Annotated in this window: 19 protein-coding genes; 11 read left to right on the top strand and 8 right to left on the bottom strand. The window is 69.0% G+C overall.

Annotation, left to right across the window (positions count from 1 at the left end; translation table 11 throughout):
* Positions 1 to 3: 3 nt before the first annotated feature.
* On the top strand, positions 4 to 1476 hold the full coding sequence (locus tag C664_RS03425; RefSeq protein ID WP_038010859.1) for an efflux transporter outer membrane subunit: 1473 nt from the start codon (positions 4 to 6) through the stop codon (positions 1474 to 1476).
* A gap of 21 nt (positions 1477 to 1497) precedes the next feature.
* Here the strand turns inward: C664_RS03425 and pdxR are convergent, their stop codons facing one another.
* Positions 1498 to 2946 (bottom strand): MocR-like pyridoxine biosynthesis transcription factor PdxR, encoded by a 1449-nt coding sequence (pdxR, locus tag C664_RS03420; protein WP_004253289.1) that lies wholly within the window; start codon positions 2944 to 2946, stop codon positions 1498 to 1500.
* A 93-nt stretch (positions 2947 to 3039) separates the two neighbouring features.
* Here pdxR and C664_RS03415 point away from each other — a divergent pair, with 93 nt between their 5' ends.
* Positions 3040 to 3675: a pyridoxamine 5'-phosphate oxidase family protein gene (locus C664_RS03415; RefSeq protein WP_004253286.1), complete on the top strand. Its 636-nt coding sequence runs from the start codon at positions 3040 to 3042 to the stop codon at positions 3673 to 3675.
* Between the two features lie 16 nt (positions 3676 to 3691).
* Here the strand turns inward: C664_RS03415 and C664_RS03410 are convergent, their stop codons facing one another.
* The 3 genes from C664_RS03410 to C664_RS03400 all read right to left on the bottom strand — a co-directional run bounded on the left by C664_RS03410 (position 3692) and on the right by C664_RS03400 (position 5898).
* The gene (locus C664_RS03410) at positions 3692 to 4075 is read right to left on the bottom strand and encodes a hypothetical protein (RefSeq protein WP_004253283.1); all 384 of its coding nucleotides are present in this window, start codon (positions 4073 to 4075) and stop codon (positions 3692 to 3694) included.
* A gap of 31 nt (positions 4076 to 4106) precedes the next feature.
* Positions 4107 to 4595, bottom strand: a complete 489-nt coding sequence (locus tag C664_RS03405) for a hypothetical protein (protein ID WP_004253280.1) — start codon at positions 4593 to 4595, stop codon at positions 4107 to 4109.
* 112 nt (positions 4596 to 4707) lie between these two features.
* A complete protein-coding gene (locus C664_RS03400; protein ID WP_004253277.1) occupies positions 4708 to 5898 on the bottom strand; it encodes a class I SAM-dependent rRNA methyltransferase in 1191 nt (396 codons plus the stop codon).
* Between the two features lie 173 nt (positions 5899 to 6071).
* Here C664_RS03400 and C664_RS03395 point away from each other — a divergent pair, with 173 nt between their 5' ends.
* Positions 6072 to 7343 carry a bifunctional O-acetylhomoserine aminocarboxypropyltransferase/cysteine synthase gene (locus C664_RS03395; RefSeq protein WP_004253274.1) on the top strand — a complete coding sequence of 424 codons (1272 nt, stop codon included), beginning with the start codon at positions 6072 to 6074 and terminating at the stop codon, positions 7341 to 7343.
* An 84-nt stretch (positions 7344 to 7427) separates the two neighbouring features.
* Positions 7428 to 7877: a D-aminoacyl-tRNA deacylase gene (gene dtd, locus C664_RS03390; RefSeq protein WP_004253270.1), complete on the top strand. Its 450-nt coding sequence runs from the start codon at positions 7428 to 7430 to the stop codon at positions 7875 to 7877.
* A gap of 18 nt (positions 7878 to 7895) precedes the next feature.
* Here dtd and C664_RS03385 read toward each other — a convergent pair whose 3' ends face one another.
* Both C664_RS03385 and C664_RS21145 read right to left on the bottom strand, forming a co-directional pair.
* Positions 7896 to 9338 carry an MATE family efflux transporter gene (locus tag C664_RS03385; RefSeq protein ID WP_004253268.1) on the bottom strand — a complete coding sequence of 481 codons (1443 nt, stop codon included), beginning with the start codon at positions 9336 to 9338 and terminating at the stop codon, positions 7896 to 7898.
* Positions 9335 to 9460 carry a hypothetical protein gene (locus C664_RS21145; protein WP_269745290.1) on the bottom strand — a complete coding sequence of 42 codons (126 nt, stop codon included), beginning with the start codon at positions 9458 to 9460 and terminating at the stop codon, positions 9335 to 9337. The genes C664_RS03385 and C664_RS21145 overlap by 4 nt, the downstream gene beginning before the upstream one ends.
* A 140-nt stretch (positions 9461 to 9600) precedes the next feature.
* Here C664_RS21145 and C664_RS03380 point away from each other — a divergent pair, with 140 nt between their 5' ends.
* Positions 9601 to 9984, top strand: a complete 384-nt coding sequence (locus tag C664_RS03380; RefSeq protein WP_004253266.1) for a DUF423 domain-containing protein — start codon at positions 9601 to 9603, stop codon at positions 9982 to 9984.
* 28 nt (positions 9985 to 10012) lie between these two features.
* On the opposite strand, the gene C664_RS03375 is transcribed toward C664_RS03380, so the two are convergent.
* Both C664_RS03375 and C664_RS03370 read right to left on the bottom strand, forming a co-directional pair.
* Positions 10013 to 10555 (bottom strand): sterol desaturase family protein, encoded by a 543-nt coding sequence (locus tag C664_RS03375; RefSeq protein ID WP_004253263.1) that lies wholly within the window; start codon positions 10553 to 10555, stop codon positions 10013 to 10015.
* The gene (locus tag C664_RS03370) at positions 10548 to 10736 is read right to left on the bottom strand and encodes a hypothetical protein (protein WP_004253261.1); all 189 of its coding nucleotides are present in this window, start codon (positions 10734 to 10736) and stop codon (positions 10548 to 10550) included. The genes C664_RS03375 and C664_RS03370 overlap by 8 nt, the downstream gene beginning before the upstream one ends.
* Positions 10737 to 10881: 145 nt before the next feature.
* On the opposite strand from C664_RS03370, the gene C664_RS03365 reads away from it, so the two are divergent.
* Genes C664_RS03365 through sufU form a run of 6 tightly spaced genes read left to right on the top strand, consistent with a single transcriptional unit; the run spans position 10882 to position 16721 of the window.
* Positions 10882 to 11361, top strand: coding sequence for an SUF system Fe-S cluster assembly regulator (locus tag C664_RS03365; protein ID WP_004253259.1), 480 nt, complete (start codon positions 10882 to 10884; stop codon positions 11359 to 11361).
* A gap of 20 nt (positions 11362 to 11381) precedes the next feature.
* Complete coding sequence (sufB, locus tag C664_RS03360; protein WP_004253257.1) at positions 11382 to 12866, top strand: Fe-S cluster assembly protein SufB; 1485 nt, start codon at positions 11382 to 11384, stop codon at positions 12864 to 12866.
* 21 nt (positions 12867 to 12887) lie between these two features.
* Positions 12888 to 13667: a Fe-S cluster assembly ATPase SufC gene (gene sufC, locus C664_RS03355; RefSeq protein ID WP_004253254.1), complete on the top strand. Its 780-nt coding sequence runs from the start codon at positions 12888 to 12890 to the stop codon at positions 13665 to 13667.
* The gene (sufD, locus tag C664_RS03350) at positions 13664 to 14971 is read left to right on the top strand and encodes a Fe-S cluster assembly protein SufD (protein ID WP_004253253.1); all 1308 of its coding nucleotides are present in this window, start codon (positions 13664 to 13666) and stop codon (positions 14969 to 14971) included. Before sufC ends, sufD begins: the two co-directional genes overlap by 4 nt.
* Positions 14968 to 16248 (top strand): cysteine desulfurase, encoded by a 1281-nt coding sequence (locus C664_RS03345; protein WP_004253249.1) that lies wholly within the window; start codon positions 14968 to 14970, stop codon positions 16246 to 16248. Before sufD ends, C664_RS03345 begins: the two co-directional genes overlap by 4 nt.
* Before the next feature lie 17 nt (positions 16249 to 16265).
* Positions 16266 to 16721, top strand: a complete 456-nt coding sequence (gene sufU / locus C664_RS03340) for a Fe-S cluster assembly sulfur transfer protein SufU (RefSeq protein WP_004253246.1) — start codon at positions 16266 to 16268, stop codon at positions 16719 to 16721.
* The last annotated feature ends 29 nt before the right edge of the window (positions 16722 to 16750 follow it).

Here is a 16750-nt window from a genome sequence, read left to right as displayed (position 1 = left end):
CGCATGTCCCGGTCCCCCATCGCCCTCACCATGCTGAAGCGGCGCAGCCTGCCCCTGATTGCCGTGGCAATGCTCTGCGGCTGCCAGTCGGCCCCCTTCGTTGCGCCGGCAATCGACCTGCCGGAAACCTGGCACCGGCCCCCGGAAGCTCAGCCGGGCGACGCGAGGACGGGCGAAGCCCGTCCCCTTCCGAACCCCGACGCGCTGCCGGACAGTCTCGCCACCCTGCCCTGGCACGCCCTGCTGCCCATTCCCGAGCTGCACGCGCTCATCGACGCAGCCCTCGCCGCCAATGCCGACCTGCGCATCGCGATCGAACGCATCGAGCTTGCCCGCGCGCAGTACGGCATCGAGCGCGCCGCCCTGTTCCCGGGCATCGATGCTTCTGCGAGCGCATCCCGCGAACGCTTGCCAGGCTTCGATCCGCGCGAGAACACGATCAGCGAGAATGCCTCGGTCGGCCTGACGATGCCCGCGTGGGAGATCGACCTGTGGGGGCGGCTCGAGGCACGCACCGAAGCGGCACGGCGCGAGGTGCTGGCCAACGCGGCCCTGGCAGATGGCGTGCGCACCAGCCTGATCGCCCAAGTCTCCTCGCTGTACCTCGAGCTCCTCGATCTGGACGCCCAGCACGAGATCACCCGCCGCACGATCGATGGCCGGCGCAAGGCGCTGCGCCTGACCCGTGCGCGCTTCGACGAGGGCGTCTCGTCCATTCTCGACGTGCGTCAGGCGGAATCGCTGCTGGCGGGCTCCGAGCAGGCGCTTGCCGACCAGGCGCGACGCATTGCCCAGACCGAAAACGCACTCGCCGTCCTGCTCGGGCGCAATCCGGGCACCATCAGGCGCGCGTCACACCTCGATACGCTCACGCCGCCTGCGCAGGTCACCACCGGGCTGCCGTCCGAGCTGCTGCAGCGACGCCCGGACATCCGCGCCGCGGAAGCGTCGCTTCGTGGCGCGGGCGCGAATCTGGACGCCGCACGCAAGGCCTTCCTGCCGCGCATCACCCTGACCACGCTGCTGGGGTTCGCCACCACCGACCTTGCCCAGCTGTTCGACAGCGGCCGCCAGGCATGGTCGCTCCAGCCTGCCGTCGGCCTGCCCCTGTTCGACGCCGGACGCCTGCGCTCGGGCGTGGCCGCCGCCGAAGCGCAGCAGCGCATCCAGGTGGAACAGTACAAGGCCACGATTCGCCAGGCCTTCCGCGAGGTCAGTGACGCACTGGTCGCCTTCGAGCAGCTCAGCCGGCAACGCGACGCCACGCGCAAGGTCGTTCACGCCAACCGGGAGCGCCTGCGTGTCACCAACGCGCGCTACCTCGCTGGCATCTCCAGCTATTTCGAGGTAATCGACGCCGAACGTCAGCTTTTCGACAGCGAGCTGGCGCTGTCGCAGACCAGTCGCCTGCTGCATCAGTCGGTCGTGCAGCTCTACCGGGCGCTGGGCGGCGGATCGAGCACCGCGCAGGGCTGAAACTGGCCCGGCAATGCGGTCTCAGGGCCGGTCGTCCAGCGCCCGCTTCAGGCGCCGCACTGCCTCGCCGACATTGCCCTCGTCCAGATTGCCGTAGCCCAGCACCAGGCCGTTGCAGCGCACCGGCGGCCGGGCGTAGGCGGACAGCGCCCGCACGCCCAGGCCCAGCGCGGCAGCGCGTTGCGCCACGGTCACGTCGCGCACCTGATCAGGCAGCCACATCACCAGATGCAGCCCGGCCTCCCCGCCGGACAAGGCCACATCCGGCCCGAAGGCCTGCTGCAGGGCCGTGCGCAGTGCCGCCTGCCGGCTGTTGTAGCGTGCGCGCATGTGACGCAGGTGGGTGATGTAGTGGCCGCGCCGGATGAAGTCGGCCAGCGCACGCTGCTCGATGCCCTGCCCGGCGCGCGTGGCCAGTGCCGCGGCATGGACGAAGTCGTCGGCAATCGCCCGCGGCAGCACCAGATAGCCGAGTCGCAGCCCGGGATAGAGCGTCTTGCTGAAGGTGCCGGCATAGACGACCGGCGCATCGGGCTGCAGGCCGAACAGCGCGGGCGGCGCCGGGCCGCCGCGGCGGAACTCGCTGTCGTAGTCATCCTCGACGATCCAGGCACCAGCGTCGCGGGCACGCTCGATCAGGGCCAGGCGGCGCGACAGCGGCATCACGCCGCCAGTGGGGTACTGGTGCGAGGGCGTCACCATGATCAGCCGCGGGCGATGGCGGCCCCAGTCCTCCTCGTCCGGCGCCAAGCCTTGCGCATCGACGGTGACGTCATGCACCTGCAGGCCGGCCAGCCCGAAGGCGACGCGGGCAGCAAGATAACCGGGATTCTCCACCCACGCGGTGTCGCCATGATCGGCCAGCAGCCGGGCGCAGAGGTCGAGCGCGGCCTGCGTGCCACTGGTGACGACGATCTGCCCGGGCGTCACGGCCAGCCCGCGCACGGCGGTCAGATGATCCGCCAGGGCCTCGCGCAACTGCGGGTCGCCGCCATGCGCGGCATAGCCCAGCTGACGCCAGCCGGCATCGCGCCACACGCGCTCGAGGCAGGCGCGCCAGCTGCGGAAAGGGAATGCACCGAAATCCGGCACACCGGGCGAGAACGGCAGCGCCTCGGCATCACGCGCGGGCTCGCGCTGGCATGCTGCCGAGGCGCGTACGGAAAGCCCGGGCGGCGCCGTTGATGAAGCGGCCGTCGTCACACATGCCGCGCCCCGCGCCGGCAGCGGCGCCACGCAGGTACCCTGGCGGTCCGCGACCAGACAACCCTCGGCGACCAGCTGCTCGTACGCGAACAGCACCGTGTTGCGCGCGACCCCCAGCGTCGCGGCCAGGCTGCGGCTGGCAGGAAGGCGCATACCGGCGGACAGCCGTCCCGACAGCACGCCCTCGCGCAGGCGCAGGTAGAGCACGCGCTGGCGCGGCACGGCCGCGGGCAGGGGCGGGGACAGCAGCCAGTTGAGTTCCATCGTGGCTCCATGAATCATGACTTTTGTGGCGCTATGTAAGGTACCACCGAGACCCTACGATGACACCATCGAAACCACCGGAGTCGCCTCGCCATGCCCCCGTCCGCTCCCTCTCCGCGCTCCCGCATCCGCCGCCTGCCGGAGCGCGCGCACTACGACGCCGCTACGGTCGCTGCCATCGTCGACGCCGCGATGATCTGTACCGTCGCCTTCCAGATCGACGGCATCGTACATGCGATCCCCACGATCCACTGGCGCGAGGGCGATCATCTCTACATCCACGGTGCCAAGGCCTCGCGCATGCTCAAGGCGCTGACCGAAGGCGAGGCCTGCGTGACGATCGCACTGGCCGACGGGCTGGTGCTGGCGCGTTCGGCGATGCACCACTCGATGAACTACCGCTCGGTCGTCATCTACGGCCGCTTCGAGCTGGTGACCGATCCCGCGCACAAGCTCGGCAGCCTGCGCGCCTTCATCGACGGCCTCTACCCGGGTCGCTGGGACACGCTGCGCCCGATCACTGACAAGGAACTGAACGCCACCGGCCTGCTGCGCATCGCGCTCAGCGAAGCCGCCGCCAAGGTGCGCGACTGGGGGGTGAAGGACGACGCGGAGGACCTCGACTGGCCGGTGTGGGCCGGGGTGATTCCGCTGCACACGGTGGCCGGCGAGCCGATGACGGAAGCCGACAGCGTGGTTGAAGAGGTGCCGCCGACCCGCTTCGGCTGATGCCGAAGCACCCTACTTACGCCTGCCCCGGACCGGGATCGGCGTCGAGCAGGCGTTGGCACTCGGCCATCAGCGATTGCGCCAGCTCGGACTCGTAGTTCGGGTCCAGTGCTTCCATCATTTCGTGGGTGGTGTACAGCCCCGCCTCGCGCGACAAGGTGCCGGCGATCTGGCGCGCGAGCTGGTCGCTGAGGTCGGACAGGTGGCGGCGCTCGGCCAGCGGCAGGGTGCGCCTGGTGCGCGCCAGCCAGTCCGCCGCCAGCGTGGCGCCCTGGGCCTCGGTCGGCCATTGGCCGTGCTCGTACCAGATCGACAGTCGCTCCGCCGTCAGCGCGAAGATCAGTGCCACGCGCGAACCGCGACTGTCGGCAGGCGGAGGGGATGCCGCGGACGGAATCATTGCAGGCAGGCCTCGCGCAAGCGATGCGCCATCACGAACGGCGGCGGGCGTTGCCAAACGGGCGACGGCCTTGCGGGCGGCGCGGACGGTCGTCGTCATCGCGCTTGGGTTTGGGCATCAGCAGGTTCTTGCCACCCTGCTGCGACAGCGCGGCATGTTCCGCGAGGGCGGCCTCGAACTGCTCGGCGCTCATCTCGATCGGCGCGCTTTCGGCGAGCGGCTTGTAGGCGGACAGCTTCTCGCGCACCAGGAAGACGCGCTCGTCGGTCTCCGCCTTCTTCGGCAAACCGCCGGCCATCGCCTGCGCAACCGCCGTGAGCACGTAGCCTTCGCCCTCGGCCACCAGCAGACCGTGGGTGGAAAAGCGTTCGAACGCGCTCGCCCAGGCCTTGGGCGCGGTCACGGGGCAGCCCATGAATTCGGCGGCGACCACGATCTCCGCCAGCGCAGCAGGCCGCCGCTTCGAGGCAATCAGGGTGGCCAGCAGCAACTGGGCGTCGGTATCGTGGATGGGGTACATGCGGGGCCTTGTTTGCGGTTATCGGAGTGCGAGGGGCGCCATGATGCCTGAGGCCGGACGATCGGGCACGGCAGCGTGTCCTTGCCTCGGGATCTGGCGGTCGCGGCGCAGCTCAACCCACCTGGCAGGCCAGGCCCTTGAGGTACTCGCCCTCCGGCACCGCCAGCCCGATCGGATGGTCCGGCGCGGCCGACAGGCGGTAGATGATGCGCGCATCGACGCCGGCATCGGTGGCGGCGCCGGCGACGATCTTCTGGAACAGCTCCTGGCCGATGCCGCCCGAGCAGGAATAGGTCATCAGGATGCCGCCCGGGTTGAGCAGGCGGAAACCGAACAGGTTGATGTCCTTGTAGGCGCGTGCGGCACGATCCGCGTGCGCGGCCGAGGGCGCGAACTTGGGCGGATCGAGCACGATCAGGTCGAAGCGCTGGCCTTCGTCCTTGAGGTTGCGCAGCGCCTTGAACACGTCGGCCTCGTGCCAGTCGGCACGACTGGCGTCCAGTTGCGGGTTAAGCGCGAGGTTGCGTCGCGCCGACTCCAGCGCCGGCCCGGAGGAATCGATCGACAGCACCGACTTCGCCCCGCCGGCCAGCGCCTGCAGCGAAAAACCGCCGGTGTAGCAGAAGCAGTTGAGCACGTCGCGCCCGGCGGCGAGTTGGCCGGTCAGCAGGCGGTTGTCGCGCTGGTCGAGGTAGAAGCCGGTCTTGTGGCCGCCTTCCACATCCACCTCCATGCGCACGCCGTTCTCGACGATGGTCAGCCCGCCCGCCGGCAGTTCGCCATGCACGCAGCCGGTGCGCGGCGCCAGACCTTCCAGCCCGCGCACTTCGGAATCCGAACGCTCGTAGATCGCTGCGCAGCCGGTGGCCTGGACCAGCCCGGCGACGATGGCCTCGCGCCATTTGTCCGCGCCGGCACTGGTGAGCTGGAGCACCACCACGTCGCCGTAGCGGTCGGCGATCACGCCGGGCAGCCCGTCGGACTCGCCGTGGATCAGGCGCACGCCCTCCTGCCCGCGCAGCGCGGGAATCGCCGCGCGGCGCGCGACCGAGGCCGCCACCGCGCGCTTGAAGAAGGCGTGGTCGATCGCCGCCTCGGCGTCGAAGCTCCACACCCGTGCGCGGATCTGCGATTCGGGCGACCACGCCGCGCGCGCCAGCGCCTTGCCCTCGGCCGTGACCACCGTCACCGTGTCGCCCGGCCGCGCGCGGCCGTCGAGGCGGTCGACCGAACCGGCGAAGATCCAGGGATGGCGGCGGAACAAGGAGCGTTCCTTGCCGGGGTTGAGGATGAGTTGGGCCATGAGCTTCCCGGGCGATATCACGTGAGTAAGGCCGCGGAGTTTACCGGCTCGGGCCCCGCAGGCCCATAGTCAGCGCAAGCTTGAAGCTGCGGCTTGGATTGTTCGGTTATTTCGATATCCCCCGCGCGCTGGCTATACTCCCCGGCACTTTCACCGAAGGGGAGACCTGACACATGAAGCTCGAAACCATCGCCGTGCACGGCGGCTATTCGCCCGATCCGACCACCAAGGCCGTCGCGGTGCCGATCTACCAGACCACCTCGTACGCCTTCGACGACACCCAGCACGGCGCGGACCTGTTCGACCTCAAGGTGCAGGGCAACATCTACACCCGCATCATGAACCCGACCACCGCGGTGCTCGAGCAGCGCGTCGCCGAACTGGAAGGCGGCATCGGCGCGCTGGCCGTGGCCTCGGGCATGTCGGCGATCACCTACGCGATCCAGACCATCGCCGAAGCCGGCGACAATATCATCTCGGCGTCGACGCTGTACGGCGGCACCTACAACCTCTTCGCCCACACCCTGCCGCAGTTCGGCATCCAGGTGCGCTTCGCCGACTACCGCGACCCGGACAGCTTCGCCGCGCTCATCGACGAGCGCACCAAGGCGATCTTCTGCGAATCGGTCGGCAACCCGCTGGGCAACGTCACCGACATCGGTCGCCTGGCCGAAATCGCACATAAGGCCGGCGTGCCGCTGATTGTGGACAACACCGTGCCCTCGCCCTACCTGTGCCGCCCCTTCGAACACGGCGCCGACATCGTGGTGCATGCGCTCACCAAGTACCTCGGCGGCCACGGCAACTCCATCGGCGGCGTGATCGTCGATTCGGGCAAGTTCCCCTGGGCCGAGCACAAGGCGCGCTTCAAGCGCCTGAACGAGCCGGACGTGTCCTACCACGGCGTGGTCTACACCGAGGCGCTCGGGGCCGCCGCCTTCATCGGCCGCGCGCGGGTGGTGCCGCTGCGCAACACCGGCGCGGCGATCTCGCCCTTCAACAGCTTCCTGATCCTGCAGGGCATCGAAACGCTGGCGCTGCGCATGGACCGCATCTGCACCAACACGATCAAGGTCGCCGAGTACCTGAAGAAGCACGCCAAGGTCGAGTGGGTGAACTACGCCGGTCTGCCCGACCACGCCGACCACGGCCTGGTGCAGAAGTACATGGGCGGCCGTGCCTCGGGCATCCTGTCGTTTGGCGTGAAGGGTGGGCTGGAAGCCGGCGGCCGCTTCCAGGACGCACTCAAGCTCATCACCCGCCTGGTCAACATCGGCGACGCCAAGTCGCTCGCCTGCCACCCCGCCTCGACCACCCACCGCCAGCTGTCGCCGGCGGAACTGGCCAAGGCCGGCGTGTCGCCCGACATGGTGCGCCTGTCGATCGGCATCGAGCACATCGACGACATCATCGCCGACCTCGAGCAGGCGCTGGCCGCGGTCTGACCCCCAGCCGCCGTCGCCCGCGCGACGGCCGCCATCGCGCTCGACGCCACCTGCGGGTGGCGTCTTTCTTGTGAAGGAGCCCGAATGCTCGCAGTGCTGCAACGCGTTTCCGAAGCACGCGTGATCGTCGATGGCGAAACCATCGGCGAGATCGGCCCCGGCCTGCTCGCGCTGGTGTGCGCCGAGCGCGGCGACACCCCCGCCGAGGCCGACAAACTGCTCGCCAAGCTGCTGAAGCTGCGCATCTTTTCCGACGAGGCCGGCAAGATGAACCGCTCGCTGCAGGACGTGGAAGGCGGCCTGCTCATCGTCAGCCAGTTCACCCTCGCGGCCGACACCGCCGGCGGCAATCGCCCCAGCTTCACCAACGCCGCCGACCCGCAGACCGGGCAGGCGCTGTACGAACACTTCGTCGCCCGGGCGCAGGTCGCGCACCCCGTCGTCCAGACCGGGCGCTTCGCCGCCGACATGAAGGTGCAACTGGTCAATGACGGACCGGTCACGATTCCGCTGCGGATTGCCCCGTCCGCCTGAGCATCCGGCCTGCCGCAGTCAGACCTGTGCTGTCTTCCAGCGCCCCCGGCTGAACAGCCACAGCGTGAACAGGCCGACTGCGGTCTCGGAGATGAACACCCCCCAGAACACGCCCGAGTGCGCCCAACCCAGGGGCAGCGCAAGCGCCCACGCAAGCGGGATCTGGATCAGCCAGAAGAACACGAGGTTGATCCACGTCGGCGTCATCGTGTCGCCCGCGCCGTTGAAGGCCTGCACCGACACCATCCACCAGCCGTAGACGAAGTAGGAATACGCCAGGATGGCGAGCCATTCGCCGCCAATGGCGATGACCTGCGGGTCATCGGAAAACAGCGCGACGAGTTCGTCGTGCAGGAAGAAGAACACCACCGACACGGCCAGCGTGAAGGCCATGTTCATCCAGCCGATGCGCCACACGGCGGCCTCGGCGCGCTCGGGCTCGCCCGCGCCGAGGTTCTGGCCGACCAGCGTGGCGGCGGCGTTGGACATGCCCCAGGCCGGCATCAGCGTGAACATCATGATGCGCAGCGTGATCGTCGCCCCGGCGACCGCCTCGGTCGACACGCTGGCAAGGATGCGCATCAGGAAGATCCAGGCGGTCATCGAGACGATCATCTGTCCGATGCCACCGAGCGAGGTACGCACGATCTGCATCAGGGTCGCGCCATGCCAGCGCAGGTTGGCGCGGCGGATGCGCAGGTGTTCGCTGCCGCGCACGAGGATCCACAACTGCATCAGCACGCCCGCGCCACGTCCGATATTGGTCGCGATCGCCGCACCCTCGATGCCGAGCGGCGGGATCGGCCCCAGGCCGAAGATCAGGATCGGGTCGAGCACGATGTTCAGCGCATTGGCGACCCACAGCACACGCATCGCCGTCGCCGCGTCGCCTGCGCCGCGGAAGATCGCGTTGATGACGAACAGCAGCAGGATCACCGCGTTGCCGCCGAGCATCCACTGGGTGTAGCGGTAGCCGTGTTCGATGGCCCAGGCGTCCGCTCCCATCAACCGCAGCAGATCCTGCGCCCAGACGATGCCCCCCACGGCAAAGGGCAGCGAGACGAGGACCGCGACCAGAATGGCCTGCACCGCCGACAACGCGGCCTCTTCGCCCCGATGCTCGCCGACCCGGCGCGCGACGATCGCCGTCACCGCCATCGCCAGCCCCATCGCGATCGAATAGAGCAGGAACAGATAGGTCTCGGTCAGCCCGACCGTGGCCACCGCGGACGATCCGAGCTTGGCGACGAAGAAGATGTCGACCACCGCGAAGGTCGATTCGAGCACCAACTCCAGCATCATCGGCACGGCCAGCAGGAACACCGCGCGCTTGAGGGGGATGCGCGTGTAATCGGCGTTCGTGCCGCGCAGCGCCGCGCGCAGATCGGCCCACAGCTTGGTGGCGGCCCTGCCGGACATCGCTTGCGCCTCGGTCGTGGGCGCCGCATCGCGTGAGGTCATGCTCCCGCCCGCTCCAGCACGTCAACCGCCCCTTGCAAGGCCGCCGCAGATGCGAGCGGCGGGATGCAAAAGGCTTTCGATTGCCGCATACCGTCGGTCATGATTCCGGTCCCTGATTTCATGGAATGTCTCCGTCAACGCCCGCAATCGCGAACCCGGGCACCGGGATGGTAGCAATGTCGATTCGGCTTCGTACGGCCGCCGATGTCCGGCCATCGTTTAAAGTGTCCGCCTTTGCCTCAGTCCCCCCGCCTTTACGCCCATGCACAACGACTTCCCACGCTTTCCGCTCTTCGCCGGCGCCGTGCTCGCGGCGCTGGGCGTCGCACTGGGCGCATTCGGCGCCCACGGGCTGCGCAGCCTGCTCGACGATGCCGCGCTCGCCTGGTGGCAGACCGCGGTGCAGTACCAGATGTGGCACGCCATCGGCCTGGTGGCGCTGGGCGCGGCGCGGCTGCCGCGCAGCCTGCTGCCCGCCGCGATGCTGGCGGCAGGCACGGTGATCTTCGCCGGCACACTGTATGCGATGGCGCTGGGTGGGCCGCGCTGGCTGGGGGCGGTGACGCCGGTGGGGGGAAGCCTGATGATCCTGGGCTGGCTGATGCTGGCCTGGCGCGTACTGCGCGGAGCGCCGCGCGGATTGTGAGGCGGGTCGGCGCGCGAGGCCGGTTGCCTCAACCGCTCCGCGGCATCGTGCCGAAGCAACGGTCCCAGAAGGTGGTGATCGTGCCGAACGCGACCCGCTCATCGACATGGTGATGATGGCCGTGGTGGGCGCTCAGACGGACCAGGCTCAGGCCGAACACACCCTGCGCGTGCAAGCCCTGATGCACCGTCTCCTGCAGCATGTCGCCGATCAGCAGGCCCACTGACAGGGGCGCGGCGAGGCTGTCGGTCCCGAGCAGGGCAGTCGACAGGCCGAGCACGGTCACCACCAGCGCCGCGCTGAATGCCAGCGGCACCCGGATCGGCTGGCTCGGAGCACGGTGATGGGCGAGATGCCAGGCGCGGAAAGGCTCCACGCCATGCAGCACGAAGCGGTGCAGCACGTACTCCAACAGGGTCCAGGCGATCAGGCCGGCGAGCACGGCCGCCGCCACCTTCCACCCACCTGCACCGACCGGCCACGCGAGCCCCGCGGCAAGCACGCCCAGCGCCGGCGCCGCGAGCGAAGCGGGATACGACAGCGCGCAACGAAGCAGGACCGGCTCAGCCATCGCCCTCTCCCGCAGGCAGGATCTCCCACGCATAGAGCAGCCCGGCCTCCGAGAAGCCCAAACCGGTTTCGACATCCCGCCACCACGCGAGGCCGCGCGCGTCCCTGCCGTCGAAGCGCCATTCGCGGAGCTCGCCACTGCACAGGCGGATCACGTAGGTACGACCGCATTCCAGTTCCATCGCGCTGCCTTCGTTCCTGACTGCTCGCACTTCATCTTGGGCCAGGGTGCGCCCAATGGGTCTGCCTGCCCGGGCCTGCCTGCCCGCTTGTAAATACAGTACTGTTTTAGTACAGTATAAGCACCTCAACGCGGAGACGCCCATCATGCTTCGCATCAGCAAGCTCACCGACTACGGCACCCTGATCGTCACGCACATGGCGACCACGCCCGAGCGCGTGATCAGCGCCACGGAGCTCGCCGACGCGCTCGGCCTGGGCCTGGCGACCGTCAGCAAGATCCTGAAGGCGCTCGGTCGCCACGGGCTGGTGCTGAGCCAGCGCGGCACGCGGGGCGGCTACGTGCTGGCGCGCCCGCCAGCGCAGATCAGCATCGCCGACCTCATCGACGCGCTCGAGGAGCAGCCCTTCGGGCTGACCGAGTGCAGCGCCAACAGCGGCACCTGCAACCTCGAGACCGGCTGCCGCATCCGCGACAGCTGGCTCCGCATCAACACCGTGGTGCGCCAGGCACTGCAGACCGTCAGCGTCGCCGAGATGACGCCCGCCCCTTCGCCGGGGAGCGCCGCCCCCGCCACCGAACACCGCATGCGCGGCCCCGACCGCCTCGCCCGCCACGCCGGCTGAAGCAAAAAGGAGAACGCAAGATGAACGCCCCTACCCTGACCTCCCCGCCGCAGGCACCCGCCAAGCGCGGCGACGCGATCGGTGCCTTCCTCGAGCAGGAATACGCCGCGGGCTTCGAGACGCGACTCGAGACCGACACCGTGCCCAAGGGCTTGTCCGAGGACGTCATCCGCACGATCTCGGCGCGCAAGGGCGAACCGGAATGGCTGCTCGACTGGCGGCTCGAGGCCTATCGCCACTGGCTGACGATGACACCGCCGACCTGGGCCGCGGTGCAGTTTCCGCCGGTCGACTTCCAAGACATCGTCTACTATTCCGCGCCCAAGTCGAAGAAGGATGGCCCCAAGAGCCTCGACGACGTCGATCCCGAACTGCTGCGCACCTTCGAGAAGCTCGGCGTACCCCTGCACGAGCGCGCGCGCCTCGCCGGCGTGGCGGTGGATGCGGTGTTCGACTCGGTGAGCGTGGCCACCACCTTCAAGAAGGAGCTGGGCGAGCACGGCATCGTCTTCTGTTCGTTCTCCGAGGCGGTGAAGGAACACCCGGAACGGGTGCGCCAGTACCTCGGCACGGTGGTGCCACCGGGCGACAACTTCTACGCCGCGCTCAACTCCGCGGTGTTCTCCGACGGCTCCTTCGTCTTCATCCCCAAGGGCGTGAAGTGCCCGATGGAGCTGTCGACCTACTTCCGCATCAACGCTCGCGACACAGGCCAGTTCGAGCGCACGCTGATCATCGCGGAGGAAGGCGCGTCCGTCAGTTATCTCGAGGGCTGTACCGCGCCGATGCGCGACGAGAACCAGCTCCACGCCGCAGTGGTGGAGCTGATCGCGCTCGACGACGCGAAGATCAAGTACTCCACCGTGCAGAACTGGTACCCGGGCGACAAGGACGGCAAGGGCGGCATCTACAACTTCGTCACCAAGCGCGGCGACTGTCGCGGCGCACGCTCGCACATCTCGTGGACGCAGGTCGAGACCGGTTCGGCGATCACCTGGAAGTACCCGAGCGTGATCCTGCGCGGCGACGATTCGGTGGGCGACTTCCACTCGGTGGCGCTGACCAACAACCTGCAGCAGGCCGACACCGGTACCAAGATGATCCACATGGGGCGCAACACCCGCAGCACCATCCTCAGCAAGGGCATCGCGGCAGGGCGCGGCAGCAACACCTTCCGCGGTCTGGTGCGCGTCACGCCCAAGGCCGAGGGCGCGCGCAACTACACGCAGTGCGACTCGCTGCTGATCGGCGACCGTTGCGCGGCGCACACCTTCCCCACCATCGAGGTGCGCCACCCCAGCGCCCACGTCGAGCACGAGGCCACCACCTCGCGCATCGGCGAGGACCAGCTTTTCTATGCGATGCAGCGCGGCATCAGTGCCGAGGACGCGGTGTCGATGATCGTCAATGGCTTCTGCCGCGAGGTGTTCAAGGAACTGCCGATGGAGTTCGCGGTGGAAGCGCAGAAACTGTTGGGCGTGAGCCTCGAAGGCAGCGTCGGCTGAGAGACCCCAAGGAGAACCAAGATGCTGAAGATCAACAACCTGCACGCGGCCGTCGACGGCAAGGCAATCCTCAAGGGCCTGAACCTGGAGGTGGGCAGCGGCGAGGTGCACGCCATCATGGGCCCCAACGGCTCGGGCAAGAGCACGCTGGCCCAGGTGCTGGCCGGCCGCGACACCTTCACCGTGACCGACGGCAGCGTGGACTGGGACGGCACCGACCTGCTCGCCCTGCCCGCCGAGGAACGCGCGCGTGCTGGCCTCTTCCTCGCCTTCCAGTACCCGGTCGAGATTCCCGGCGTGTCCAACGCCTACTTCCTCAAGGCCGCGGTCAACGCCGTGCGCCGCCACCGCGGCCTGCCCGAGTACGACGCGATGGACTTCCTCGCGCGGGTGAAGGCCGAGATGAAGGCGGTCGGCATGAAGGAGGAATTCCTCTACCGCTCGGTCAATGAGGGTTTCTCGGGCGGCGAGAAGAAGCGCAACGAGGTGCTGCAGATGGCGCTGCTCGAACCCAGGCTGGCGGTGCTGGACGAGACCGACTCGGGCCTGGACATCGACGCGCTGAAGATCGTCGCCGAAGGCGTCAATCGCCTGCGCTCACCCGAACGCTCGATGATCGTCATCACCCACTACCAGCGCCTGCTCGACTACATCGTGCCGGACAAGGTGCACGTGCTGTCGCAGGGCCGCATCGTGCGCTCGGGCGGTCGCGAACTGGCGCTGGAACTGGAAGAGCACGGCTACGGCTGGATCGACGCCGAAGGCAAGGCCGCTACGGCTGCGGCAGGAGCACGGCCATGAGCGCGATCGACACCTGGGTTGCGCGCCAGCGCGAGCGCGCCGCCCACCTGCCCGGCGCCGCCCTGCCCTGGCTGACTCCCCGCCGCGCCGACGCGATCGCCCGTTTCGCCGACCTCGGCTGGCCGACGAGCCGTCTGGAGGCCTGGCGCCACACCTCGCTCGCCTTCCTCGAGCAGCAGGCACTTGCCGCGCCCGAATCTGCTGCCCCGGCCGCCACACTGGCGACGCTGCGCGCGGCCTTCGATGACGGCGGCCACTGGCTGGTGTTCGTGGACGGGCAGTTTGCGCCGACGCTGTCGGCCATCGGCACGCTGCCGGCCGGCGTGACGGCCGGCGCGCTGTCGGATGCGCTGAACACCGCGCCCGACGCCGTCGAGGCCGCCTTCGGCAGCGCCGACGACAACGCCAGCCCCTACGCGCTGAACCTGGCGCTGTGCAGCGACGGTGCCTTCGTGCGCCTGGCGCGCGGCACGGCGCTGGAACAACCCCTGCATCTCGTCTTCATCGGCGCCACCGGTGCGGCCGACAGCCACCTGCGCAACCTGATCGTCGCGGACGCCAATTCGGAAGCAAGCGTCGTCGAACACCATGTCGGCGGCGGCGCCACGCTCGGCACGGTCGTCACCCGGGTGCAGGCGGCGCAGGACGCGCGCATCACCCACGTCAAGCTGCAGCAGCAGGACGCGCAGGCCATCCATGTGGCGCAGATCGAGGCCGAGCAGGCGCGCGGATCGCATTTCGCCTCGCACTCGCTGTCCTTCGGCGCCCGCCTGGCGCGCAACGACATCCGCACCCGCTTCAACGGCGAAGGCTGCGAAACGCTGTTCAACGGTCTGTACCACGTCGATGGCCGGCGCCACGTCGACCACCACACCTTGATCGAGCACGCCAGGCCGCTCGGCACCAGCCGCGAGTACTACCGCGGCCTGGTCGATGGCAACGCGCGCGGGGTGTTCGCCGGGCGCATCATCGTCGCCCAGGACGCCCAGCGCACCGATGCCGTGCAGCGCTGCGACAACCTGCTGCTGTCCAGGCTGGCCGAGGCCGATGCCCGTCCGGAGCTCGAGATCTACGCCGACGACGTGAAGTGCGCCCACGGCGCCACCGTCGGCCAGATCGACGAGGACGCGCTGTTCTACCTGCGCGCACGCGGCATCGACGAGGTCCATGCACGCCAGCTGCTGACCTACGCCTTCGCAGCGGAAGTCATCGAGCGCATCGCCCACGACGCGCTGCGCAAGCATGCGCGCACCGCCCTGCTCGCCCGCCTGCCCGGCGGCGCCACGCTGGAGGAACTGCTGTGACCCTGCTCACCGACCTTCCGGTTTCCGGCACCGGCCAGAGCCTTGGCGTGACTGCGCTCGACGTCGCGGCGGACTTTCCCATCCTCGCGCGCCCGGTGCACGGCCGCCGCCTCGCCTACCTGGACAACGGGGCCACCACGCAGAAGCCGCTGGCCGTCATCGAAGCCGAGCGACGTTTCTACCTCGAGTCCAACGCCAACATCCACCGCGGCGTGCACTGGCTGTCGCAGCACGCGACCGAGCTGTACGACGGCGCGCGTGCCACCGTGCAGCGCTTCATCAACGCTGCGCACGCCGACGAGATCGTCTTCACCCGCGGCACCACCGAGGCGATCAACCTCGTCGCCCAAAGCTGGGGCCGTGCCGAGCTGCGCGCGGGCGACGAGATCCTCCTCACGACGATGGAGCACCACTCCAACATCGTGCCCTGGCAGCTGCTGTGCGAGCAGACCGGCGCCGTGCTGAAGGTGGTGCCGGTCAGCGACGCGGGCGAGCTCGACCTCGCGGCCTTCGACGCGCTGCTCAACCATCGCACCCAGCTCGTGGCGATCACGCATGTGTCGAACGCGCTCGGCAGCATCAACCCGGTGGCCGAACTCACCGCCCGCGCCCACGCCGCCGGTGCGGTGGTGCTGGTCGACGGCGCGCAAGCCGTGGCGCACCAGGCGGTGGACGTGCAGGCCATCGGCTGCGACTTCTACGCCTTCTCGGGCCACAAGCTCTACGGCCCCACCGGCATCGGCGTGCTCTATGGCCGCAGCGGCATCCTGAAGGCCATGCCGCCCTGGCAGGGCGGCGGCGACATGATCCGCACGGTCTCCTTCGAGCGCAGCACCTGGGCCGACGCCCCGCAGCGCTTCGAGGCCGGCACCCCCAACATCGCCGGCGCCATCGGCCTGGCGGCAGCCATCGACTACGTGCGCGCGGTCGGCATCGAACAGATCGCGGCGCACGAGCACGCCCTGCTCGACTACGCCACGGCGGCGGTCGGCGCAATCCCGGGGGTACGCCTGGTGGGCACGGCGCGACACAAGGCCGGCATCCTGTCCTTCCTGGTCGATGGCATCCACCCGCACGACCTGGGCACCATCCTCGACGCCGAAGGCGTGGCGGTCCGCGCCGGCCACCACTGCGCGATGCCGCTGATGACACGCTTCGGCATTCCCGGCACGGCGCGCGCCTCGCTGGCCATGTACAACACCCGTGCCGACATCGACGCGCTGGTCGCCGCCATCGACAAGGCGCAGGACCTGTTCGGCACGCGCAAGCACGGATGAAGGCGGAGACCAATCCAATGAACGACACCGGACCCGATCTGCGCGAGCTGTACCAGGAGGTCATCTTCGACCACAACCGCCAGCCGCGTAACTATCGCCCCATGCCGGAGGCCGACCACCAGGCCGACGGCCACAACCCGCTGTGCGGCGACCAGCTCACCGTGTTCCTGCGCATCGAGGACGGTGTGGTCAGGGACGTGAGCTTCGTCGGCCACGGCTGCGCCATCTCCACCGCATCGGCCTCGCTGATGACCGAGGCGATCAAGGGCAAGCCCGTGGCCGAGGTGGAGGCGCTGTTCCACGACTTCCATGCGCTGCTCACCGAGACACCGCCGCCCGAGCGCGACTTCGGCAAGCTGGCGGTGCTGGCCGGCGTGCGCGAGTTTCCGGTGCGGGTGAAGTGCGCCACGCTGGCCTGGCACACCCTGCACAACGCCATCGTCGGCGCGCAGGACCCGGCGCGCACCGAATGAACCGATTGGATTGAACGGAGATCCGCACC

The organism is Thauera sp. 63, from assembly GCF_000310165.2.
GTDB classification, from domain to species: Bacteria; Pseudomonadota; Gammaproteobacteria; order Burkholderiales; family Rhodocyclaceae; genus Thauera; species Thauera humireducens.
This window is presented reverse-complemented; position numbering and strand designations above follow the sequence as displayed.

Bases quoted from the DNA above. Each gene is read 5' to 3' on its own strand.
- C664_RS03425 (WP_038010859.1), top strand. From the start codon at position 4: ATGTCCCGGTCCCCCATCGCCCTCACCATGCTGAAGCGGCGCAGCCTG.
- pdxR (WP_004253289.1), bottom strand. From the start codon at position 2,946: ATGGAACTCAACTGGCTGCTGTCCCCGCCCCTGCCCGCGGCCGTGCCG.
- C664_RS03415 (WP_004253286.1), top strand. From the start codon at position 3,040: ATGCCCCCGTCCGCTCCCTCTCCGCGCTCCCGCATCCGCCGCCTGCCG.
- C664_RS03410 (WP_004253283.1), bottom strand. From the start codon at position 4,075: ATGATTCCGTCCGCGGCATCCCCTCCGCCTGCCGACAGTCGCGGTTCG.
- C664_RS03405 (WP_004253280.1), bottom strand. From the start codon at position 4,595: ATGTACCCCATCCACGATACCGACGCCCAGTTGCTGCTGGCCACCCTG.
- C664_RS03400 (WP_004253277.1), bottom strand. From the start codon at position 5,898: ATGGCCCAACTCATCCTCAACCCCGGCAAGGAACGCTCCTTGTTCCGC.
- C664_RS03395 (WP_004253274.1), top strand. From the start codon at position 6,072: ATGAAGCTCGAAACCATCGCCGTGCACGGCGGCTATTCGCCCGATCCG.
- dtd (WP_004253270.1), top strand. From the start codon at position 7,428: ATGCTCGCAGTGCTGCAACGCGTTTCCGAAGCACGCGTGATCGTCGAT.
- C664_RS03385 (WP_004253268.1), bottom strand. From the start codon at position 9,338: ATGACCTCACGCGATGCGGCGCCCACGACCGAGGCGCAAGCGATGTCC.
- C664_RS21145 (WP_269745290.1), bottom strand. From the start codon at position 9,460: ATGAAATCAGGGACCGGAATCATGACCGACGGTATGCGGCAATCGAAA.
- C664_RS03380 (WP_004253266.1), top strand. From the start codon at position 9,601: ATGCACAACGACTTCCCACGCTTTCCGCTCTTCGCCGGCGCCGTGCTC.
- C664_RS03375 (WP_004253263.1), bottom strand. From the start codon at position 10,555: ATGGCTGAGCCGGTCCTGCTTCGTTGCGCGCTGTCGTATCCCGCTTCG.
- C664_RS03370 (WP_004253261.1), bottom strand. From the start codon at position 10,736: ATGGAACTGGAATGCGGTCGTACCTACGTGATCCGCCTGTGCAGTGGC.
- C664_RS03365 (WP_004253259.1), top strand. From the start codon at position 10,882: ATGCTTCGCATCAGCAAGCTCACCGACTACGGCACCCTGATCGTCACG.
- sufB (WP_004253257.1), top strand. From the start codon at position 11,382: ATGAACGCCCCTACCCTGACCTCCCCGCCGCAGGCACCCGCCAAGCGC.
- sufC (WP_004253254.1), top strand. From the start codon at position 12,888: ATGCTGAAGATCAACAACCTGCACGCGGCCGTCGACGGCAAGGCAATC.
- sufD (WP_004253253.1), top strand. From the start codon at position 13,664: ATGAGCGCGATCGACACCTGGGTTGCGCGCCAGCGCGAGCGCGCCGCC.
- sufU (WP_004253246.1), top strand. From the start codon at position 16,266: ATGAACGACACCGGACCCGATCTGCGCGAGCTGTACCAGGAGGTCATC.